Source organism: Nitrospira tepida (assembly GCF_947241125.1).
GTDB lineage: Bacteria > Nitrospirota > Nitrospiria > Nitrospirales > Nitrospiraceae > Nitrospira_G > Nitrospira_G tepida.
Genome location: NZ_OX365700.1, coordinates 1184101 through 1206555 on the forward strand (window position 1 = coordinate 1184101; position 22455 = coordinate 1206555).

Genomic DNA, 22455 nt, shown 5'->3' on the forward strand with positions numbered 1-22455 from the left:
ACGATGCAACAGCCAAAGCTCAGATCGAAAGTCCGCGGAACGGATCGTGAAATCGGCGAGGTGACCCGCATCATCGTCGATCCGCTGTCCCACCACATCAGCCACCTCGTGGTGTCGGTGAACGGTCGCGGCGGGCCGGAACGGCAGATCGAGTCCATCCATATCCAGTCGGTCGGAGACGATCTGGTGCAACTGCGGCTGTCCTCCGGCGAAGTCGAAGGGCTGCCTGCGTTCACGCGGGACGGGTATGTCAGCATTCACGACATCGAGATTGCGCACCTCGAAGATCACCTGCATGTGGAGTCGGGGGAGGTGTTGGTCCCCCTTCCGGAGTTGGAACGGAACGTGCCGCGCCGGAATTTCTTCGCCAAGTTCACCCATGTGATCGGCCTGTTCATCGGCCTGCCGCTGGCTTGGCCGGTCCTGCGCTATCTCATGAAGCCCATGTATCAGCCGTTCGACAACGGCTGGATCAGCATCGGCAACGCGAACAAGATCAAGAAGGACGATTCCGGAGTCCAGTTCAAGTTCAAGCGCAAGGTCAAGGAAGCCTACATGCCCGAGCAGGAAATCGACAAGAATGCCTGGGTCTTGAAGGCGACGCCCGAGGTGTTGGACAAGATCTACCACGGCAAGGACATGGATTTTCGTGATGAGAAGGGGCGGGTGGTGTGGACGAACAAGAAGGACGTCCCCTATGTGGCCTTCTCGGGCAAGTGTCCCCATCTCGGCTGCGGCTACAAGTGGCGGAAGCACAAGGTGCTGGGAGAGGTGTTTCTCTGCCCCTGCCATCTCAGCATCTATGACGCGGCGGGCAAGGTGCTCGATGGGCCGGCGCCTCGTCCTCTCGATCCATTGCCCATTCAAGTGACCCCGAGCGGCGACATCAAGATCATCGACATGGAATTCAAGGCCGGCACCAAGACGCAAACCCGTATTATCTAGCCGCGACGTATCTCAAAATGGACACGCCATCCACCACGACACAGCCGTCCCCGATCGAAAAAGTCGTCCAATTCGTCGATGAGCGGATCGGCCTGCAGAAGTTGCAGGCCAAGATGCTGAACGAACCGGTGCCGGGCGGTTCGCGCTGGGCCTATGTGTTCGGGTCGGTGTTGCTCTTCATCTTCATCATGCAGGCCGTCACCGGCGTACTCCTGATGTTCTATTACGTGCCGACGGCGGACCATGCCTACGCCAGCACACAGTACATCATTCACGAGGTCGATTACGGCTGGTTCCTGTTGAGTTACCATTTCTGGGGCTCGACCGCGATGGTCGTCTGCGTCTTCGCGCACATGTCCCAAGTGTTTCTATGGGGCGCCTATAAGAAGCCCCGGGAAATGATCTGGCTGGTCGGCTTGGCCCTGTTCGGCCTCGTCATGGGGTTCGGGTTCACGGGCTATTTGCTCCCCTGGGACCAGCGGGCCTACTGGGCGACCACAGTGGGCGTGGAGATCATGGACAAGACGCCGATCGTCGGCGACTTCATGGCGCGCTTTCTGAAAGGCGGCCCGACTCCGGGCCAAATGACCTTAAGCCGGTTCTTCGTCATCCATGTCATGATCCTGCCGGCGCTCCTGATGGGCCTGGCGGGCCTGCACCTGTTCCTGTTTAGAAAGGCGGGGCCGGCCGGACCGTTCCGCGGCAGCCCCGAGGAGTTGAAGGCCAAGACGGATTACTTCTTTCCCAGGCAGATTTGGAAGGACATCGTCGCCATGGTGGCGGTATTCTTCACGACTGCCTGCCTGGCGTTCTGGGAGCCGGTCGTCTTGCTCGAAGAAGCCACGCCGGACCCCGGGGAGTATCATCCGGAACCGGAATGGTATTTTCTGTTTCTCTTCCAGATGCTGCGCCTGAAGATCTTTTCCGGCGAGTTCGGGCAGTTCGTGGCAGCCACGGGGTTGCCCGGTCTGTTCATGCTCTTCCTGGCGGCGTTGCCGTTTATCGACCGAGATCCCGAGCGCAATATCTTCAAGCGGCCGCTCGCGCTGATCGGGTGGCTAGTCGTGATGGGCAGCATCCTGGTGTTCACGGTCTCGGCCATTATCAATCGCGAATTCCTCGAATAACCAGAGCACAGATCTCATGTCCTCAATGAAGCTTGCCCTTCACGTCCTCTGGTCGGCCTGTTGGACCGGACTGCCAGCCAAGCTGGGCCTGGCCCTGCTCATGATGGCCATGGGCAGCATGCACCTTGAACACATGATGGGCGTCGCGTTCCTCTTTCTGTTGACCACGCCCGTGTCCCTGCTTTCCGTGCCGGCGTTGCAGGGGTTGGCCGACCTTCATTTGGGAGAAGGCGCCGGCCTCGGCATCCTCTTTGTTCTTTGCATTCCCATCGACATGTGGGCCGTCGGCCTGGCCGCCCGCACGGTCTTCATCGAGCGATTGAAGGTCGAGCCGCAAGGATCGTTTGGGGTCCGGCTCTGGGGCCTCCTTGTCCTAGCCGGCGGCTTCTATGTGACCCTCCTGTGGCTGATCGAAGGGCTCGTGACCGGGATCGGCAAGGATCTGGCGCACTGGTTCATGGAATTGGAGATGATGAAGGGCCTGCCGGTCGCGGAGCGGATCGGGGTCGAGCTGATGATCTGGGGCTCGATCTCCACCATCTCGCTGGTGATTCTGCTGGCCGTCGGATTGAAGATCGCCGGCGCGATTATTCAACGGGAAGCGGCCAAGGCGGCGCCCTTGAGCGAGTCCTATCAGCACCTGGTGACCCGCTGGGACCTCATGCGCATCCCGGCCGATCAAACCTTGATGCTGACCTCGGTGACCGCCGCCGGCGTCTTGCTGATCTTCGTCTTCTGGGGAGCGATGCCGGTGACGACCCCGCATCCCCATCAGGATTATAAGAAGCCGGAGGTGAAGGCCGCGCCACATGTCAAACCGGCTGACCGTATTGCCAAGGGTGAAAAAGTCCTGGCGCAGGTGGAATCCCAAGTCGTCGCGCTGGAAGCCAGGCAGGCGGAGCTGGAAGCGGAAAAACAAAAGGGAAAGCCGAAGCCGCAGGCAAAGGAAAAGGCGAGCGCGAAATCCGACGGGGCGAAGGGGCCGGCCCAGCCTGCCGCGCCGCAAGCGGCCAAGCCGTAAGGCGCCGGCCAAGCAAGGGAGATCAGCCATGAACCGATATCTCGACGATCTCAAGCAGGCGTTACGCAACACGCGCCCGACGGGGTGGCTGGGTACGGCCGTGGTGCTGCTCGGCGCGTTCGTGCTGTTTCCGGCTCTGGGACTGGCTCAAGAGGGCGGGGCGGCTTCCGCGCAAGTCGCCTATCGGGATATTCCTGGCATCGGCAGCCGGAACATCATTTGGATCATCGCCCAGTTGCACCTTCTGCTGGCGGGCTTCGTGCTCGGCGTCCCGATCTTCGCATGGGTCTGCGAGATCGTCGGCTGGAAGGGAGGCGACAAGCGCTACGACAAGCTGGCGAAAGAGTTTACCAAGCTGCTGACCTCTTCCTACGCGACTACGGCATTGTTCGGGGGCATTCTCCTGTTCATGCTCATCGGCTTCTATCCAAAGCTGATGAATTACCTGACCGACATCTTCTTCCCCTCCTTTGTCGTCTATTGTCTCCTGTTCCTGCTCGAAACCGCGACGCTGTATCTCTATTGGTACGGGTGGGACGCCATGTCGGAAGGCGGAGCCAAGACCTTCCATGTGTTCCTGGGATTCCTGCTCAACGTCTTCGCCTTCTTCATCATGATCGTGCCGAACTCGTGGGCGACGTTCCAAGCCAGCCCGGTAGTGATTTCCGAAGGATCGGACCTGGCCAGGGCCTGGGCCGCCACCTGGAATCCGACCTGGTGGCCGGTCAATATCCACCGGCTCATCGCCAACGTCGTGCTCGGCGGCTACATCTGCGGCGCTTATGCCGGTGTTCGGTACCTGTCGGCCAAGACCCCGGACGAGCGCAACCATTACGACTGGATGGGGTACGTCGGCAACTTCATCGGCGTGTTCGGCCTGCTGCCGCTGCCCTTCGCCGGCTACTGGTTGATGCGCGAAATTTATCAGTACAACCAGCAGATGGGCATCACGCTCATGGGCGGGTTCTTGTCCTGGCTGTTCATCCTGCAAGCCATGTTGATCGGGGTCCTGTTCCTGGGCTCGAACTATTATTTCTGGATGGGCATCACGCACCGGATTCAAGGCTCGGAGGTGCAGTATCGCAAGCCGATCATGGCGATGCTCATCATCCTGTTGCTCTGTCTCGGCGTCTGGATGACACCGCACTCGCTGGTCGCCAGCTTGGAAGAGGCCAGAAAGATGGGAGGCACGCACCATCCGTTGCTCGGCGTCTTCGGCGTGATGAGCGCAAAGATGACCGTGGCGAACTTGATGATCCTCGTGACCTTCATGAGCTTCATCATGTACTGGCGCGCCGGCAAGCAGGAAACGGCGACCTGGGCAAAGCTTGCGAAAGCGGTCATGAACGCGGTGCTGTTCATCGCGGCTATTGCCGTCATCATTCTCGGCGTCTGGGGCTATTTCGTTCCCGCGATCGTTCGCATCAACTATTTCTCGACCTCGCAGGTGCTGATCGTGCTGTTTGTCATGTTGACGATCACGCCGCTCACCGCGCTGCTCTTGAAGAGCGCCCGCACGACCACGGAAATGGTCTGGGGACAGATGCCGCCTCGGGCCGGCTACGCGCTGGTGCTCAATGCGGTAATGGTGATCCTGCTCATGACGCTCATGGGCTATGCGCGGTCGTCGTCGCGCGTCCATTGGCACGTCTACGGCGTCATGCGCGACTCCTCGCAATATGCCTATTCGCCGGCCTTGGGCTATGCCGCGGCCTTCATGGCGTTGAACACGTTCTTGTTCTGCCTGCTCGTTTCCTTCATCTTCTGGGTGGCGACCATGGGGGACAAGGCCAAGGAGAAGGGTGGCCACGAAGAACCCAAGGGCAAAATGGTGCCGGGCGCCATTCCGGCCATGGCGGGCGGATCGCCGGCCTTGGATAGCATGAGTGCGTCGCCCCGGGAGAAGTGAAGACAGCTTGAAAGGGACGTCCGACTATGAGTGAAGTCGCGCTGCTTCAGTTGATCGGATTGGCGATCGTCGGAAGCGGGATTGCCATTCTCCTCTTTATCCCGGCGAGATTCGTCCGGGTCATGGGCTTCGTCATGATCGTGCTCGGCCTCTTTGCGCTGGTCGCCCTGGCCGTCCCGCAGATGGCGTCATTGCCGCCGGCGGAAGAGAAGATCGACCTGGCGACGATCAAGACGCCGGCCGACATGGCCGCCATCGGCCAGAAGATCTTCTTCAGCAAGGGCCAATGCGCCCTTTGCCATTCGATCGGTCCGAGCGAGTCAGCCCGTTGTCCGGATCTCAAGGGCATCGGCGCGAAACTGTCCAAGGAATTCATGTATGAGAGCCTGACCCAGCCGCAGGCCTATATCTATCTCGATTATCGCCATGAGGGGCCGCCGAAGGAGTATCCGGCGCGGATGCCCTACATCAACAAGAACCCGATCGGCCTGTCGAAAAACGAAATCCTGTCGGTCATTGCCTTCTTGCAGCAGATGAGCGGCGAGCCGATCACGGTGAGCACGGCCGATCTCGACACGACGAGCCCGCAGCCCAACGGCCAGCCGACCCAAAAAGCCGAAGCTTCTCAACTGGCGAAGGCGGCGAGCCTCAAATAACGAGCGGAGAGAACGGGAGGAAGGACCATGAAAGGGGGAGTTCTCACTAAGGCGCTGATTCTGATGGTCGCCGTGTGGGCGTTCCTGAAGCTGGGCATGCCGCTGTTTACGGCTCCGCTCCCCAACAGCTTGATTTTCTTGTATCTGATGCTGACCCTGTCCGGGATCGTCATTTTCGGCACCTTGAGCGGCGCGTCGAAGGACGCCTTCTGGGGGCCGATCTCGCGCTTCATCACCGGCGACAACCTCGGCGCGTTGCAGGGAGCCCGCTTGGCGGTGCTGATCCTGTTTCCGCTCTTGATCGGTTGGCAGACTTACGGGAGCACGGCGCCGAGCGATCAACCGCCTGCCGAAAACCGCACCATACACCCGGCGCCTCCCGGCGAGTACACAGGCCTGGCGAATCCGGTGCCCAACACGCCGGAGAACATCATGACGGGGAAGGGGCTCTATGCGGCCTTCTGTTCGCCCTGCCACGGCGGCAATTTCGACGGCAAGGGCGTGGCCGCCAAGGGATTCAACCCGCCGCCGGCCAATTTCGCCGATCCGACCACGATTGCGATGTTGCAGGAGAGCTATCTCTTCTGGCGGATCAAAAAGGGCGGGGTCGGGCTGCCGATCGAGGGCATGCCCTGGAAATCGGCGATGCCGCGCTGGGAGGTCGAGCTGCCGGACGAATGGATTTGGAAGATTATTATGGGTGAATACGACGGGGCGCATCAAAAGCCGAGAACGTGGGAGTGACCCTCCGTCGGACACACTGAAGACTGGGTGAGAGAGGCCGCTATGTCGCAATGCAGCGCATCCTGGGGACGACCGGTGACAATCATAGGCGGGGGGCTGCTCGGCCTGATGCTCATGGCAACCGCTGCCGTGGCCCAGGAGAGCGTCGCCGTCCGGGCCAATATGGTGAAGGGCAATCTGCCGGTGGACGATCCCACGGCCGCCGCCTGGACCCAGGCGCCGGCCTCAGAGTTTCCGATGTCTCCCCAGGTGCATTGGAAAGAGCGCATTCAGGCGGTGACGGTGAACAGCGTGAAGGTGCGGAGCCTGCACGACGGGACGAACATCGCCATCATGCTCGAATACGAAGATCCCACGCAGGACCCGGACGATGCGGCGGCCCTGGAGTTCATGGTCGGCGACAAGAAGGCGCATTTCGCCCACGGCCAGCCCATGTTGCAGGTCGAAGGCGGTCCGGTGAACATTTGGTACTGGAAGAACAAAGATGGCAAGGCGGTCGACATGACGGCCAAGGGCTTCGGAACGCTGAGGCCGCAGGCCGACCAGGACGTGAAGGCCAAGGGGGTGTATGACAACGGCAAGTGGCGGGTCGTCTTCTCTCGAGCCCTCACCACGGGCAATGTGGAAGAAGACACGCAGATCAAGCCGGGCGAGTTCATCAACATTGCGTTTGCGGTCTGGGACGGCATCAAGACGGAAAGCGGCGAAGTGAAGGAGAAAGGATCCCAGAAGGCCGTCTCCTCCTGGTGGTATTTCCGCGCCGAGCCGCCGGCGGATTACTCAGCCTATCTGTACGCGCTCATGGCGATGGGCATCGCCGCCGCCTTCCAGTTTGTCCTGATCCGAAAGCTCAAGAAGGGAGCCTCGGCATGATCGCACAGGCACGTTGGCGAAGGATGGTCGTGGGCGGCGCCGTGCTCGGCGTGGTGGCGGCGAGCAGCATCGTCGGCTGCGCGCTGTTCCAGAGCGAGCAGGTGTCGAAGGGCCGGGAACTGTACAACCACTACTGCTCCCACTGTCACGGCGAAAACGGCCGGCAGAACGAAGGCTACAACTGGGCGTCGATGCCGGACCCCAAGCCGAAGGACCTGTCGAACAAGTCCGAAATGTCCACCTTCAAGGATGAAGAAATCTTCAATACGATCTCGCGGGACATGAAGGACACCAGCCCCGAAGGCGGAGACAAGATCGGAGACGATGAGTTCGCCGTGCCGACCATGCCGACGTTCAAGTACACCCTGTCCGAAGAGGAGATCTGGTCGATCGTCGCCTACGTCCGCACGTTGCACGGGATGAAGCTGACCTACAACGTCGAAGAGCGCAAGAAGGAAATCAAAGACGCCTTGCAGGCCGCGCAAGCCAAGTATGATGAAGCCAAGGCGGCCTACGAAGCGGCGGAAAAGAAGGCCAACGAAGAGGCGGAGCAAAAGGGCAAGGAGGTCGACGACGACGCCTATGCCAAAGAGGCCGCCGCCTTGGCCGCCGCGAAAAAGGCGCTGGACGAGGCGAAGAACGTCGATGAGCGGTTTGCCAAGCGCCCGAAATTCCCCCAGGTGGCGAGGCCGGACCTCGCGATGAAACCCGATGCCGCCGAAAAATCGACCGAGCTTGGAAAGCGGCTCTACACCAACAAATACGGCTGCAACGCCTGCCACGCGGTGAACCAGGAGGGAGGCAAGGTCGGGCCGGCGCTGGATCGTGCCGGGTTCCGGCTGAACCCGAGCTGGGTCTACCGCTGGATCAAGTATCCGCAGGCCATGAAGCCGGAGAGCCGAATGCCCAACCTCGGCATCAGCGATCAGGACGCCAAGGCCATCAGCCTGTATCTCAGCACGTTGCGAGCGCCGCGAGAGGCTCAAGTCGCCGATAAGCCCGCGAGCTGAGCCCGCCCAAGGTAAAGAACGTTCGTCGAAGGATGACCCGTAGGATGCTGGAAAAGAGCGTTGGTTCACCCTCCAGGTGAACGTCCCCGGCCAGCGAGCCGTCTCAGCATCCTACCAATAGCCTGCGAGGATCCCACCCAGAATCGCCAGCCCGAACCACACGTGCTGGCGGAAGAATCGAAAGGCCAGGGCCGGCGGGATTGGCTCACGGACCTGCCACGTTTGGATGACCATGCCGATGGCGACGCCGGCGAGGATGGCGTAGAACGCCGGCCCGATCTGTTCGGCCCATCCGGCGAGCCCCAAGAATCCCAGCATCAGCCCCTCGAACCCAAGAATCGCCAGCCACGCGGCCTCTCCGAACAGCAGCGCCGAGGACTTGACCCCGATCTTTTGATCATCGATGCGGTCTTGCAGCGCATAGACCGTGTCGTACGCCACGGCCCAGCAGACGGTGCTGCCGAACAGCAACCAGGCCGGCAGTTCAAGCCTGTGCCGGGCGGCGGCCCAGGCCATCACCACCGCCCAACCGAACGCCACCCCCAGCACGGCCTGGGGCAGGGAGACGAACCGCTTCGCGTAGGGATAGCCGGCGGCCAGCGCCACCGCGAACGGACTTAGCAGCCACGTGATGGGCGGCAGCCGTAAGAGCAGGAGGACCGCCAGGCTGAGCAGGACAAGGACCGCAATCCACGCGTCGCGCACCGTGAGGCTCCCGGCCGCCAGCGGGCGGGATTTCGTGCGGGCCACGTGACGATCGACGTCACGGTCAGCCAGGTCGTTGAGGATCACCCCCGCGCTCCGCATGAGAAAAGCGCCGGCCAGGAACAGGCAGACCAATTCCCCGTCCGGACGGCCGTGGGACGCAAGGGCAAGCGACCAGAGCGAGGGCAGGGCCAGCAACAAGGTGCCCGTTTGGGATCGGAGCCGGATCAGGCGCGCCAGGTGGGTCCAACGGGAGCGGTCCGGGCTGTCATGCGCGGATGTCTCGCCGGATATTCGGGCCGAGGCGTCGGATGCGCGTGAACGGGGGGCGGTCACAGGAGGACCTTAACGAACCGGCGGCGGGGGAGTCAACGTGTAGGGCGGCGATGGCAGATACCCCAAACCGGCGTCCTATTGTGTTAACAGGTCGTTTGAGTATACTAGCGAATGAGCGGGTCCTGGCGTATAGCTCACGTCCCCCCTCCGCAGCGTTCCAAGCGAGTTCCATGATGGCTCCAAGGCTCGTGGTCATCACGATCAGTCTGTGGATGCTGGCCGGATGCCAGTCTGCGTCGACTCGCGACAGCGCGTCAGGCTCGGTGGAGACACAGACCGTTCTCCAGTCTCGGGCGTCTGCGGAGACGAATGAACGGAGTCTCGAACCGGAGTCGGCCGGGCCCTCCGCTACCCTGTCCTTTCGCGCAATGCTCCGGGATGAGAACCGCAACCACGTGCTGGAGCAGGGCGAGCAGATGACGTTGGAGGTCGAAATCACCAACCATGGCCCAGCTCCCGTATCGGACCTCGAAATCCGCTATAGCGGCAAGGGACGGATCGCGGAGCAATTCACCCAACCTCTGCGCGTGGCGGCATTGTCGGCGGGGGAACGCACGCGGCTGGTCGCGACCGCCAAGGCGCCTCCGGTCAAGCAAGTGGAACAGGGGGAATTGACGGTTGAATTGGTGAGCGGAGACCATATACAAATCCCGTCGCCCAAGACGTTCATGGTGGCGGTACGGCCCGGATCGGCGGATCAGATCGAAGTGCTCTCGGTGGACGTCGACCAAATTCCCAATAAGCCGCGCGGGACCGGACAGCCGCAAGCAATCGGGATCGCCATCGGGATCGGGAATTACCGGGATGCGGGTCAGGCCGGCGGTCGCTATGCCGTCCATGACGCGGAGATCACCGCCGCCTATTGGCGCACGGTGGTCGGGGTGCCGGCATCGCAACTCAAGCTGCTCACCGGGCGGCGCGCGCTGCGCGACGATTTCGTGGATACGTTCGAGACTTGGCTGCCCCAACAGGTGAAACCGGGGTCGCTCGTCTATCTCTATGTGTCCGGCAAGGCCTCGGTTCATCCGACGACGGGGGCGGTGGAGTTGGCGCCCTACGACGCGCTGCCGTCCTCGACGGAGCGGCACTATCCGCTGCGGCGCCTCCACGCGGCCTTGGCGAGGCTGCCGATCGAACGGGCGCTGGTGTTTTTGGAGTTGTCCCTTGAACCGTCGAGCGGCGGCTTAGCGCAGAATCCGTCGCCGCCTCGGTGGGAGACGCCCGATCTCACGGCCCATTCCGGCAAGATTGTGCAGGTAATCGGCAATCAGGCGCTGCAGGAGGCGCATGATTATCCGCTCGGCCGGCATGGGCTCTTCACCTATCACCTGTTGAAAGGCTTGGCCGGAGGGGCGGACCTGAAGAAGGACGGACGCGTGTCGCTCGGTGAATTGTGCCGGTACGTGAAGGAGCAGGTGCAGGACGTGGCCCGCACGGAATTCGGCAATCAGCAGGAACCCACCTGCCGGCCGTCGCCGGCGGACGACGCGCTGGCGCAGGTCGTGCTCACGCGCCTGAAATGAGCGGCAGCTTCGTTGACAGCGAGTGGCGGGGCCGCTATCATGCCGACTTCCGCATTCGAACCCTCACCAGCATGCCGGCGTAGCTCAGTTGGTAGAGCAGCGGTTTCGTAAACCGCAGGTCGCTGGTTCGATCCCAGTCGCCGGCTCCATACCAACCTTCGGTTGTACCAGCGGCTCATCGGGCGAAGCCCCTCCCCATTGACGCCGCTGGAGAAAACCGCAAGTGGCTTGTTCTCCTGATCCAACCTTCGGTTGTGCCGCTGACCTATTTTGAAACTTATCGTAACGAAGGTCAGCAGAGAAATACCTCCAGTGATTGTTTCTTTTGATCCAACCTTCGTGTGAGCCGGGCGCTCTTCATCGGTGTTCCGTATATGACGCGCCCGGAGAAAACCGCCAGTAGTCTTGTTGTTAGATCCGCACTTCGTGAGTCCCGCCGGCTCTTCAGGCGCAGCCTTCTTCATGGACGCCGGCGGAGAAACCCCTCCAAGGATTCCCGTTACTAACCTTCATGTGTACCAGCGGCTCATCGGGCGTAGCCCATCCTCAATAGCTCCGCTGAAGAAAACCACCAGTGATTGTTTGAACCAACCTTCGGTTGAACCGGCGGTTCATCAGGCTGGCGCGTAACCGTCCGGTCATTGGCTCTCAAGCGGCCTTGCACCCTGGTGTAGCAACATGTTCTGGAAGGGCACTCTGTGAGCTTCTTTTTGCCCAGATGGCGGCAGTTTGGTATGGTTAATGAAGCGCATCACCGATGTTGGGCCATGCACCGCTCATCTCTTTGCTTGAGAAGTGAGTTGGAGTGATCCACATCGCGGATAAATCGGAGGGACACGTATGGAAACGACTCACAAAGTGACCAAAGTGACGCAGGTCCTTGTCGCCATAATCACTGCAAGTGCGTGTTTGGGCTGCGCCGAAGCGAAGATCGGTATTGGCCCGTTCAAAGCCGCATCGGTGGAAGTCGGACCGGGGGGCGTTGAGGCAAAAGGCCCCAGCGCGGGGCCATTCAAGGCCACGTCAGCGGAGGTCGGACCAGGCGGTGCCGAGGCGAAGGGTCCCAGCGCAGGACCTGTAGGAAACACGAAGGCGAAATCACAACCGAAGGAGAAATAATCGAGCGGAGTGCCGAATCCAACCTCCATTTCTACACCAGCGGCTCGTCGGGCGCAGCTCTTCCCCATTGGCGCCGCTACAGAGAACTGCCAGTGATTCTTCCCGGTTGATCCAACCTTCGGTTGAACCGCTCGCCGATTTATCGACGGCGAACGGAGAAATCCTCCCGTAGGCTTCACTTCCAATCCAGTCTTCTGGTGAGGAGCCAGAGAACGCCTTGTTCTATTGAGTGCCAGGTTCTTGTTGGCCCGAAATGTGCCTGGAAGCGGCTTGACTTGCTTGTTTTCGACAGGTACGTTCGCCGGCGGGTGCTTCCTCTCGGGATGTTGAGTCCGACCTCCATGGCTGCATAGTCTGTGACATGACTAAGCTCACCCTCGGCCAACTCTCGGGTCTTTTATTCCGCGCCTGCGACGATTTGCGCGGGAACATGGATGCATCCGAATACAAGGAATACATCTTCGGCATGCTCTTCCTGAAACGGATGAGCGATCTGTTCGATCAGGAGCGCGAGCAGCTTGCCAAAGATCTCAAGGCGAGAGGGATGTCCGAGAGCCAAATTGCCGCGCAACTTGCCAATCCGGATAAATACACCTTCTTCGTTCCCGAAAATGCCCATTGGTCGAAGATTCGCCACCTCAAGACCAACGTCGGGACCGGCCTCAACAAGGCGCTCGAAGCGTTGGAAGACGCGAACGTCGATCCGCTGCAGGACGTGCTCAAGCACATCAACTTCAACCGCAAGATCGGTCAGCGGACGCTGGACGACGACACGCTTGCCAATTTCGTCCAGAACTTCGAGAAGATTCCGCTCCGCGACGAGAACTTCGAGTTTCCCGACCTGCTTGGCGCAGCCTACGAATATCTGATCAAGTTTTTCGCCGACTCGGCGGGAAAGAAGGCGGGAGAGTTCTACACCCCGGCGGAAGTGGTGCGGACTCTGGTCGAGATCGTCGATCCCCAGCCCGGTATGAGCGTGTACGACCCGACGTGCGGGTCGGGCGGCATGCTCATTCAGACCCGGGACTATATCCGGGAATGCGGCGGCGACCCGCGGGACCTCTCGCTGTATGGGCAAGAGAGCATCGGGACCACCTGGTCCATCTGTAAGATGAACATGCTCCTCCACGGCATCGCCCATGCCGACATCCGCCAGGAAGACACGATTCGCCGTCCCCAGCACAAGGACGAGAACAACGAACTCAAGCGCTACGACCGTGTGCTGGCCAATCCGCCCTTCAGCCAGAACTACATCAAAAAGGATATCGAGTATCCGGGCCGCTTCGCCGTCTGGATGCCGGAGAAGGGCAAGAAGGCCGATCTGATGTTTGTCCAGCACATGCTGGCCGTGCTCAAGGCGGAAGGGAAGATGGCCACCATCATGCCGCACGGCGTCCTGTTTCGGGGCGGGGAGGAGAAGGAAGCCCGGAAACACTTCATCGAACGCGGCTGGTTGGAGGCCGTCATCGGCCTGCCGGCCGGCCTGTTCTACGGCACAGGCATTCCGGCCTGCGTCCTGGTGATGAACAAGCAAGGAGCGGCCGACCGCAAGCATGTCTTCTTCATCAATGCCGACCGGGAATATCGCGAGGGGAAGGCGCAGAACTTCCTCCGTCCGGAAGACATCTCGAAAATCGTCCACGTGTATCGGGAGCGGAAGGATATCGAAGGCTATGCGCGTCTCGTCCCGGTGAGCGAGATCGAAGCCGAGGACTACAACTGCAATATCCGCCGCTATGTGGACAACGCGCCGCCGCCGGAACCGCACGACGTGCGGGCGCATCTGCAGGGCGGCGTGCCCGTGAGCGAAATCGACGCCCTCGCCCGTTTTTGGAACAACTATCCCGGCCTCCGCGAGCGGGTCTTCGTTCCACGCGTCAATAGCGGCCCTCTCCCTCAGGGAGAGGGCAAGGGTGAGGGGCTCTATGCCGATTTCGCTCCCGCCGTCGCCGACCTCCGCGCACTCGCCGAATTGGTGAAGAGCGATCCAGGCGTGGCCAAAGCTCGTGCGCGCTTTCTCGACATGCTGGAGTCCTGGTGGAAAGAGCAGCTCCCGCTCATTGAAGTCCTTGCGCCGACAAACGGCCAGAAAGGCAACGTCTATGAGCTGCGGAGCAGGCTCCTGGCCAGTGCGACCAAGGCCTTTGCGAATCAGACGCTACTGAATGAGCATCAGATTCGCGGCGCCCTGGCCAGCTACTTCGAGTTCTTCAAGCCGGAGTTCAAATCCATCGCATTCAGCGGGTGGGGGCCGGAACTCGTTCCGGATGACGAAATTCTCCAGAGCCAGTTCCCCGACATCCTCGTCGAGATGGAGCAGAAGCGGAGGCGCTTGGCGGAATTGTCCGGCCTATTCGCGGCAGCCGACGATGATGACTATGATGATGCCAACGACACGGGTGTGCTGCCCGACGAGGAGGTAAAGACCCTGAAAGCCGACATCAAGGAAGCCAGGGCCCAGGCCAAGTTAGCGAAGAAAGAAAAGCGGGATCAAGCAGAGTTCCACGCCCGCGCCGAGTCGGCCGAGACACGGCTGGCCCGTCACAAGGCGCTGGAAGATGAAGCCAAGCAGTTGAAGGCCGACCTGCGTGCGATGGAAAAAAGGGAAGAAGAACTCGTGGCCGCCGCCCGAGAGAAGATCGACCGCAACGAGGCCCGCCGCGTGATCCTCGACCGCCTCCATCGTATTCTCGTTCAGACCTATGAAGGCTACCTCCGCGCCGACCAACGAGCCTGCACCGCCGCACTGGAAAATCTGTACGCAAAGTACGCCGTGACGGCCAAAGCGATCGAGGCGAAGCGGGACGCCGAGGCGGCGAAGCTGAAGAAGTTTCTGGAAGAGTTGGGATATGAGTGAGGGCTGGCGAGAAACACCTCTTAGTGAGTTGGCTTCAATTACGATGGGCCAATCGCCACAATCCTCGTGCATCAACACCGGAGAGCGTGGTTTGCCCTTTCTTCAAGGCTGTGCGGAGTTCGGCAAGAGGGTACCAGCCGCCAAGCTTCACTGCTCTCCGCCGCTTCGCGTAGCGAAATCAGGATCAGTTTTAATGAGCGTCCGAGCACCCGTTGGAACAACCAACTTTGCGGATATGGACTATTGCATCGGGCGCGGGCTTGGAGCAGTGTCCGCTAAGCAAGACGTTGCCGATAACATTTTCCTGCTTCACGCCATAGAACAGAATGTTGGCTTTCTGCACCGGCGTAGTCAGGGATCGACATTCCTGGCTATTGGGTCAAAGGATTTGTCTGCCCTTCCAGTGCCTTCATTGGCTCTTGGAATGCAGCGCCGCATCGCCGAAATCCTTTCGACGGTGGACGAGGCGATTGAGCAGACGGAGGCGCTGATTGCGAAGTATCAGCAAATTAAGGCTGGGCTGATGCACGACCTCTTCACCCGCGGCGTCACGCCTGACGGTCGACTCCGTCACACCCGCGTCGAAGCGCCCCACCTTTACAAAGAGTCTCCCCTCGGCTGGATTCCGAAGGAATGGGAAGTGGTTCGGCTTGATATGGTTTCTGAGGTTGACCGCGGAAAATTCACAGTCAGGCCAAGAAATGATCCTCGGTTCTACGGCGGACAATACCCCTTTATACAAACAGGTGATGTCGCGTTTGCTGGAGGGCGAACGCTTAAAAGCTACGCTCAAAGCCTTAATGAGCTTGGATTGTCAGTGAGCAAGTTATTCCCTCCGGGCACAATCATGGTCACAATTGCAGCCAATATTGCTGATACGTGCATCCTTGGGATGCCGATGTGTGCGCCCGATAGCCTTGTGGGGGTTCAGCCCAAGACGCGAGAGGATGCGAGGTTTATTGAACTCAGCATACGGCGGCGAAAATCCTGGTTGGAGTCTCGCGCTCCTCAGACGGCACAGAGAAATATCAACCTTGAAGACCTGCGCCCGTTAATAATTCCGTGGCCTAAGGGGTGGGAGCGATCGCGGATTTCTGAGATATACGAAACACAGGATTCTGCGATAAGAGCTTGCGAAGAGCAGCTTGCGAAACTCCAGAAAGAAAAGCAGGGCCTCATGCACGACCTCCTTTCTGGAAGGGTGAGGGTGGATGGGTGAAGTGTGAAAGAAACAAATTGGGATGGGTGAGGGCGGAAGTGTGAAGGATGAAATGAAGGCGGGAGCGAAGGAGAACTTTCTTCGTCGAACTTCGCCCGTCTCTCTTCCAGATCGGACTTTTGAGTTTGCCCGACAAATCGTGAGGCTGTGTCTTGTTCTGGAGAGCAAGCAAGGGGTCTCGCGCACGCTTTGTCGCCAGCTCTTGCGATCGGGAACCTCCATCGGCGCGAATGTAGAGGAAGGCCAGGCCTCACAAAGTGAAGCAGACTTCCTCAGCAAGTATTCCATCGCCTGTAAAGAAGCGCGTGAGACCCATTACTGGCTTCGGCTTCTTGCGTCGGTGAAACTTGTCGATCCAGCTCGACTCAGTGTGATGACAGATGAATGTAATGAACTCATCGCCATCCTCACGAGCATCTGCAAGAAACTTCGGGGGAGACGCCCATGACTGCTGTTTTCACCCTTCAAACTTTACTCTTCACCACTCTCTTAACCGTGCGTGTGAAGGTGGAGGAGTCGAAGGGGAAGGCCTGAGCAGAAGCGAAAGGGGCCACCAAGGGTGTGGGTACTAAGCTAGGCAACCATAGGAAATTACTATTCGGGTTTAGATAGGCCATCCATTGCATAGCTATTGACTGCAAAATGTTCAATTTGTAAACCATCCAGCGCCATTCAAGGTAGAACAGCTCGTCACTTCAATGGGTTTGCAATAGTTATAAAATGCATACATACTGTATGCATTTGACGACTAATGTAAACCATGGCTCTCCCATCAAAGAAGACGTCGTTGGATCGGCTCCCTCCGGAGGGGCAGCTCGTCAATCGCGCATGGCTACGAACGCGCGGTGTCACTCGCCCTCTTGTGGACTTCTGGTTGAGATCAGGAAAGCTCGAAGCCGTTTCTCACGGTCTCTACCGACGGCCGGGGCCTCCGCTCAAGTGGGAACAGGTTGTCTATTCGGTGAACGAAATGGGCGTCCAAGTTCACGTCGGAGGGCGCACCGCCCTGGAACTGCAGGGATTGGCGCATTACCTGCCACTGCAGGGTGTCACCAGGGTGTCCCTCTACACGACGTCAAAGGTGCCGCCCTGGGTGCAAAGATTCCCGGCCGACTATACGTTTACCGTTCATCGCGGAAAGCTCTTCAAGACGTTGCCGGGCGGGGCTCTTGTCTCAAAGCCGTTTGGGGCCTGGGATTGGCCGGTGCCGTATGCCACCGTGGAATTGGCGCTCTTGGAGTATCTGGCGGATGTCCGTACTGAGGACAGCTTCGATTTCGCGGATAAGTTTTTCGAAGGTGCCTCGGTCCTTCGCCCGGCGCTGATCCGCGAGTTGCTATTATCCTGTTCGCATGTGCTGGCGAAGCGACTCTTCCTGTGGTTTGCCGAGAGACACGAGTACGCCTGGTTCAAGAAGCTCGATACAACGGGAGTCGATCTTGGCCACGGCAAACGCGCAGTGGTCAAAGGCGGTGCGCTGGATACGAAGTATCTGATCACCGTTCCTAGGACCATGGTGCATGGTCACGGACAACCGGTTTACTGAGCAAGTTCGTCTGCTGGTTACGGTGCTGCCTCATGTGGCGCGCCAAGGCTGTTTCGCCCTCAAGGGCGGAACAGCCTTGAATCTGTTTGTCCGGGACATGCCTCGTTTGTCCGTCGATATTGATCTGGCCTATTTACCGGTTCAAGATCGCGAGACCAGTCTGACTGCAATCGATCAAGCGCTGAAGGCGATTGCCGCAGATATTGCGCGCGCCGTCCCTGGCGTGAACGTGCAAGGCTCAGTGTTGAGCGGGACGATGGGATGGTTCAAACTCGTGGTGGAACGTGGGGGTGTTCGCGTCAAGATTGAAGTCACGCCGGTGTTGCGCGGAAGTGTCTATTCGTCCGAACTACGTGAGCTGGTGCCACGAGCGCAGGCGGAGTTCGGCTATGCTCAGGTGCAGGTGCTGAGTTTCGAAGATTTGTATGCAGGGAAACTCTGCGCCGCGTTGGACCGACAACATCCGCGCGATTTGTTCGATGTACGCCTCTTGTTGGCGGCGGAGGGAATTACGCCGCGCTTAAAGAATGCCTTCCTCGTGTACTTGATCAGCCACAACCGGCCGATGGCGGAACTGATCGCTCCAACGCGTAAGGACAACAGGGCTATTTATGAGGGTGAGTTCGCCGGGATGGCGATCGAACTGGTCACATTGGAAGTGCTGGATGCCGCACGCGAACAGTTAATCACAACCATTCAGCGGTCGCTAACGGAAGAGGACCGGCAGTTTCTGCTAGCGGTCAAGCGGGGCGATGCAGACTGGAGCATGTTTCCCATTCCCGGAGCCAAGAACTTGCCGGCCGTTCAGTGGAAGCTACAAAATCTTTCTCGGATGGAACCGGCCAAACGTCAGAAGGCTTTCCGATCCTTGGAACGTGTCCTGTACGGATAGCCCCATGTCCGAATACCTGCACGTCGAAAAGCCCTTTCTCGATCAGCTCGCTTCGCTGGGCTGGACGGTCATTGACCAGGGCCACGGGCTGATTCCCTCCAACCCAGCCGAGAGCCTCCGCACCAGCTTCCGGGAATGTCTCCTGCCGGAGGTCTTTCGCCGGGCGGTCCGCTCGCTCAACCGCACCGTTGATGGAAGGGTCTGGCTCACGAATCGGCAGTTGGATGATCTGCGAGATCAGATCTTCCGGCGGCCGAACCGCACCTTGTTGGAAGCGAATGAGGCGGTTCAGGCCCTCTTTCTGAAGGCCCAGGTGGACGTGAACGAACTGACCGGAGAAGCCGATCCGGTGGTGCAGTTGATCGACTTCGCCCATCCGGAGCGGAACGCCTTCCACGCCGTGAACCAATTCAGGATCGATACGCCGGGGTGCGTGAAGGCCTGCATCATCCCGGACATTGTCCTCTTCGTGAACGGCATCCCGCTGGTGGTGGTGGAGGCGAAGATCGGCGATCCGAACACAGCCAACCCGCTCCATGCCGCCTTCGAGCAGTTGCTTCGCTACCGCAACGCGCGGCCCGAAACGAGTGCGGCAGGGTTACGAGAAGGGGAGCCGCGCCTGTTCTATCCCAATCTCGTTCTGATCCGTACCTGCGGCGAACGAGCCGAGTTCGGCACGATCACGTCGGGCCATGAACATTTCTACGCCTGGAAGGACATCTGGCCGGAAAGCCGACGTGCCTATCAGCCGCCATTCGGCATCGAGCGGGAGCAGGAGCGCATGATCCAGGGCTTGCTGGCGCCCGACACGCTGCTCGATGTGCTGCGGACCTGCACGGTGTTCATGGATACAGACTCCGGCAAGCGCGTGAAGGTGGTGTGCCGCTACCAGCAGTACCGGGCCGCCCGGCGCATCGTGGAGCGTCTGCGGCTGGGCACAACAGCGGAGGCACGGTCCGGCGTCGTCTGGCACACGCAGGGGTCCGGCAAATCGCTGACGATGGTCTTCGTGGCGCGGATGCTGCGCGCCTCCGCGGACCTCTCGGACTTCAAGATCGTCATGGTCAATGATCGCATCGACCTTGAGGAACAGCTTGCCGCGACAGCCCGGCTCATCGGCGGCAAAGTCAACGTGATCGCGAGCACCGTCCAACTCCGGGCGCATCTGAGCACCGACGCCTCCGACGTCAACATGGTGATGGTCCACAAGTTCATGGAGCGGACGGAGGAATTGCCGCTGATGGTCGCCGAAACGCTGGCGCGATATGGCAAGCCTCCCAAGGCTGACACGTTCGGCGTCGTCAATCGGTCCGAGCGTATCCTCCTCATGATCGACGAAGCGCACCGCACTCAAAGCTCCGATCTCGGCGACAACCTGTTCGAAGCCTTCCCGAACGCCACTCGAATCGCGTTCACCGGCACGCCGCTGATTACGGAACAGCACGGCAACAAACGGACGGTGAAACGGTTCGGCGACTACATCGATACGTACAAGCTCATGGACGCGGTGAACGACCGGGCGACGTTGCAGATCCTCTACGAGGGGCGGACGGCGGACACCGCGCTGAGGGATAAACACGCATTCGATACGAAGTTCGAGGACTTGTTTCGCGAGCGGTCCGAGGAGGAACTCCTCGCCATCAAGAAGAAGTATGGGGCGAGCGGCGACATTCTCGAGGCCGAAAGGCGGATCGAGGCGATCGCGCGGGATCTCGTCAATCACTATATCGACAATATCCTGCCTGATGGCTTCAAGGCGCAGGTGGTCTGTCACTCCAAGCTCGCGGCGGTTCGTTACAAGAAGGCGATCCGTGCTGCGTTGACCGAGCGGATCGCTCGGGAGAAGGTCGAGCCCCGGCCGGATGACGCGCTCATCAGGCGCATTGCGTTCCTCAAGGCCGTCACGGTCTTGTCCGCCGATGTCACCAACGAGCTGGCGGTGATCACCGAGGCTCGCAAGGAAGCGAAGCGCTGGAACGCGGTGGAGAACTTCTGCAAGCCTTTTGATTTCGATGATCCGGCCAAGGACTTGACCGGGATCGCGTTCCTGATCGTCTGCGACATGTTCCTGACCGGCTTCGATGCCCCGATCGAGCAGGTCATGTACATCGACAAGCGGCTACGGGAGCACAACCTCCTCCAGGCCATCGCGCGGGTGAACCGGGTGGCCCCGGGCAAGCACCGCGGGTTCATCGTCGATTACATCGGGCTGGCCAATCATTTGAGCCATGCCCTGTCCATCTATGCGGCGGAGGACGCTCAGGACATTCAGCAGGGGCTCAAGAATCTGCTCACCGAGCTGCCAATCCTGGAAGAACGGTATCGACGGCTTCTGCAGCACTTCCGGTCGGCCGGCGTGACGGAGATCGAGGCTTTTGTGGCGGGGACGCTCGCGACTCCGGACAAGGAAGTAGCTGTGGTGCATGCGGCCGTCGGTGCGATGAAGGATATCAAGCGGCGGGCTGACTTTGAGGTGTACCTGAAGAAGTTTCTTGAAAGCCTGAACCTGATCCTGCCCCTCGAAGCCGGGCATCCGTACCGGGGGCCGGCCAAACGTTTCGGGTACCTGCTGCGCATGGTCAAGGAGCGGTACAAAGACGACTCGCTCGACCTGGCCGACGCGGGGGCGAAGGTGAAGGCGCTCATCAACGAGCACCTCGTCGATCTCGGCATCAACCCGAAGATTCCCCCCATCGAACTCCTCTCCGATGATTTCATGGCCAACGTGCGAAAACATGCGGGCGGGGATCCTGAAGCCAAGGCGAGCGAGATGGAACACGCCATCCGGAAACACTGCACCGTGCACGTCGAAGAGGATCCGTCCTTCTACAAGCGCCTCAGCGACAAGTTGGAGAAACTGATTCAGGAGCAGAAGGACAATTGGGAAGCGCTCGCCGAGGCGTATGAACAGCTCAGGGAGGAGGCGCTGGCCGGGCGCAAGGACGCCGCCGAGGGTTTGACGAAGGAGGCCACGACCTTCTACGACTACGTGCTTCAACTCGCGTTCGACGGCCAGGACGCGCCGGCTGAGTATCGGCTGCTGCTGAAAACCGTCATTGCCCGCATCGTGGAGATCCTGCAGCAGACGATCGATATCATCGATTTCTGGAAGAAACCGATCGAAGTAAAAAAGCTCAGGGGCAACATCGACACCGAAATTCTCCTCTCGAACATTCCGCAACTTGTCGAGCGACACGAGCGGATCGCGGTCGAGATCGTGAAGCTGGCCGAAAAGCGGCATAAGAACCTAATCGCATGAGAGCATCGCGCGATTCCGATCTTTCGTATGACGTCGTCCGGAGCCGGCGGACCACGGCGGATATTGTCGTGGAGCGAGACGGGCGGGTGGTGGTGCGCGTGCCAGCGAGCATCCCGCACCAGCGAATCGAGGATCTCGTCAAGGCGAAGCGATATTGGATCTACAGGACGCTGGCCGAATGGCGCGATTTGAATGCGACGAAGGTTCTGCGCGAGTACCGCAACGGGGAAGGGTTCCTGTATCTCGGGCGCTCGTACCGGCTGATCCTCGTCGGCGATCAAGACGAGCCCTTGCTGCTGAAGAGCGGTCGGTTTTGGCTGCGGCGCGATCTGGTGAACCGAGGCGAAGTCGCAGGGGCCAAGTCCGCATTCCGCGATTACTTTATCGCACGGGGCCTGGAATGGATCCCGGAGCGTGTGCGGTATTACGCTCCGAAAGTTGGAGTCAGACCGCGAGATATAGACGTACGGGAACTCGGCCACCGCTGGGCTTCGTGCTCGCCGAAAGGGAATCTTGCGTTCCATTGGAAGTGTATGATGGCCCCTCCCACCATCATCGACTACATCGTCGTGCACGAACTCTGCCACTTCCACTATCTGAACCACGCGGAGGCGTTCTGGAATGAGATCGACAAGGTCATGCCGAATTTTCGTGAGCGGAGGGAGTGGCTGAAAAAAAATGGTGCGGCAATGGATGTTTAACCATCCGAGGCTG

17 protein-coding genes and 1 tRNA gene are annotated in these 22455 nt (G+C 59.9%); 17 read left to right on the top strand and 1 reads right to left on the bottom strand.

Going from position 1 to position 22455, the window contains the following annotated elements:
* The first annotated feature begins 3 nt into the window (after nucleotides 1-3).
* From QWI75_RS05565 to QWI75_RS05600, 8 genes are all read left to right on the top strand, one after another.
* Nucleotides 4-945 carry a QcrA and Rieske domain-containing protein gene (locus QWI75_RS05565; RefSeq protein WP_289267704.1) on the top strand — a complete coding sequence of 314 codons (942 nt, stop codon included), beginning with the start codon at nucleotides 4-6 and terminating at the stop codon, nucleotides 943-945.
* A 17-nt stretch (nucleotides 946-962) separates the two neighbouring features.
* On the top strand, nucleotides 963-2072 hold the full coding sequence (locus tag QWI75_RS05570; protein WP_289267705.1) for a cytochrome b: 1110 nt from the start codon (nucleotides 963-965) through the stop codon (nucleotides 2070-2072).
* Nucleotides 2073-2088: 16 nt separating this feature from the next.
* Nucleotides 2089-3093, top strand: a complete 1005-nt coding sequence (locus QWI75_RS05575; protein ID WP_289267706.1) for a hypothetical protein — start codon at nucleotides 2089-2091, stop codon at nucleotides 3091-3093.
* Between the two features lie 28 nt (nucleotides 3094-3121).
* The gene (locus tag QWI75_RS05580; RefSeq protein ID WP_289267707.1) at nucleotides 3122-5002 is read left to right on the top strand and encodes a cytochrome ubiquinol oxidase subunit I; all 1881 of its coding nucleotides are present in this window, start codon (nucleotides 3122-3124) and stop codon (nucleotides 5000-5002) included.
* A 26-nt stretch (nucleotides 5003-5028) separates the two neighbouring features.
* The gene (locus QWI75_RS05585; RefSeq protein ID WP_289267708.1) at nucleotides 5029-5658 is read left to right on the top strand and encodes a c-type cytochrome; all 630 of its coding nucleotides are present in this window, start codon (nucleotides 5029-5031) and stop codon (nucleotides 5656-5658) included.
* Nucleotides 5659-5685: 27 nt separating this feature from the next.
* The gene (locus QWI75_RS05590; protein WP_289267709.1) at nucleotides 5686-6402 is read left to right on the top strand and encodes a c-type cytochrome; all 717 of its coding nucleotides are present in this window, start codon (nucleotides 5686-5688) and stop codon (nucleotides 6400-6402) included.
* Nucleotides 6403-6477: 75 nt separating this feature from the next.
* Entirely contained in the window at nucleotides 6478-7275 is a 798-nt protein-coding gene (locus QWI75_RS05595; protein WP_289267710.1) for an ethylbenzene dehydrogenase-related protein, read from the top strand.
* Entirely contained in the window at nucleotides 7272-8285 is a 1014-nt protein-coding gene (locus tag QWI75_RS05600; RefSeq protein ID WP_289267711.1) for a c-type cytochrome, read from the top strand. Before QWI75_RS05595 ends, QWI75_RS05600 begins: the two co-directional genes overlap by 4 nt.
* A 111-nt stretch (nucleotides 8286-8396) precedes the next feature.
* On the opposite strand, the gene ubiA is transcribed toward QWI75_RS05600, so the two are convergent.
* Nucleotides 8397-9326, bottom strand: coding sequence for a 4-hydroxybenzoate octaprenyltransferase (gene ubiA / locus QWI75_RS05605; RefSeq protein ID WP_289267712.1), 930 nt, complete (start codon nucleotides 9324-9326; stop codon nucleotides 8397-8399).
* 170 nt (nucleotides 9327-9496) lie between these two features.
* Here ubiA and QWI75_RS05610 point away from each other — a divergent pair, with 170 nt between their 5' ends.
* The 9 genes from QWI75_RS05610 (at nucleotide 9497) to QWI75_RS05650 (ending at nucleotide 22442) form a co-directional block, all read left to right on the top strand.
* Nucleotides 9497-10849 (top strand): caspase family protein, encoded by a 1353-nt coding sequence (locus QWI75_RS05610; RefSeq protein WP_289267713.1) that lies wholly within the window; start codon nucleotides 9497-9499, stop codon nucleotides 10847-10849.
* Nucleotides 10850-10922: 73 nt separating this feature from the next.
* A tRNA-Thr gene (locus QWI75_RS05615) sits at nucleotides 10923-10998 on the top strand.
* A 1331-nt stretch (nucleotides 10999-12329) separates the two neighbouring features.
* A complete protein-coding gene (locus QWI75_RS05620) occupies nucleotides 12330-14825 on the top strand; it encodes an N-6 DNA methylase (RefSeq protein WP_289267714.1) in 2496 nt (831 codons plus the stop codon).
* A 43-nt stretch (nucleotides 14826-14868) separates the two neighbouring features.
* On the top strand, nucleotides 14869-16044 hold the full coding sequence (locus QWI75_RS05625) for a restriction endonuclease subunit S (RefSeq protein WP_289271635.1): 1176 nt from the start codon (nucleotides 14869-14871) through the stop codon (nucleotides 16042-16044).
* A gap of 40 nt (nucleotides 16045-16084) precedes the next feature.
* Nucleotides 16085-16492 carry a four helix bundle protein gene (locus QWI75_RS05630; protein ID WP_289267715.1) on the top strand — a complete coding sequence of 136 codons (408 nt, stop codon included), beginning with the start codon at nucleotides 16085-16087 and terminating at the stop codon, nucleotides 16490-16492.
* A gap of 312 nt (nucleotides 16493-16804) precedes the next feature.
* A complete protein-coding gene (locus QWI75_RS05635; RefSeq protein WP_289267716.1) occupies nucleotides 16805-17590 on the top strand; it encodes a type IV toxin-antitoxin system AbiEi family antitoxin domain-containing protein in 786 nt (261 codons plus the stop codon).
* Nucleotides 17565-18482 (top strand): nucleotidyl transferase AbiEii/AbiGii toxin family protein, encoded by a 918-nt coding sequence (locus tag QWI75_RS05640; RefSeq protein WP_289267717.1) that lies wholly within the window; start codon nucleotides 17565-17567, stop codon nucleotides 18480-18482. The genes QWI75_RS05635 and QWI75_RS05640 overlap by 26 nt, the downstream gene beginning before the upstream one ends.
* A 4-nt stretch (nucleotides 18483-18486) precedes the next feature.
* Nucleotides 18487-21741 carry a type I restriction endonuclease subunit R gene (locus QWI75_RS05645; protein ID WP_289267718.1) on the top strand — a complete coding sequence of 1085 codons (3255 nt, stop codon included), beginning with the start codon at nucleotides 18487-18489 and terminating at the stop codon, nucleotides 21739-21741.
* The gene (locus QWI75_RS05650) at nucleotides 21738-22442 is read left to right on the top strand and encodes a M48 family metallopeptidase (protein ID WP_289267719.1); all 705 of its coding nucleotides are present in this window, start codon (nucleotides 21738-21740) and stop codon (nucleotides 22440-22442) included. The genes QWI75_RS05645 and QWI75_RS05650 overlap by 4 nt, the downstream gene beginning before the upstream one ends.
* Nucleotides 22443-22455 lie beyond the last annotated feature (13 nt).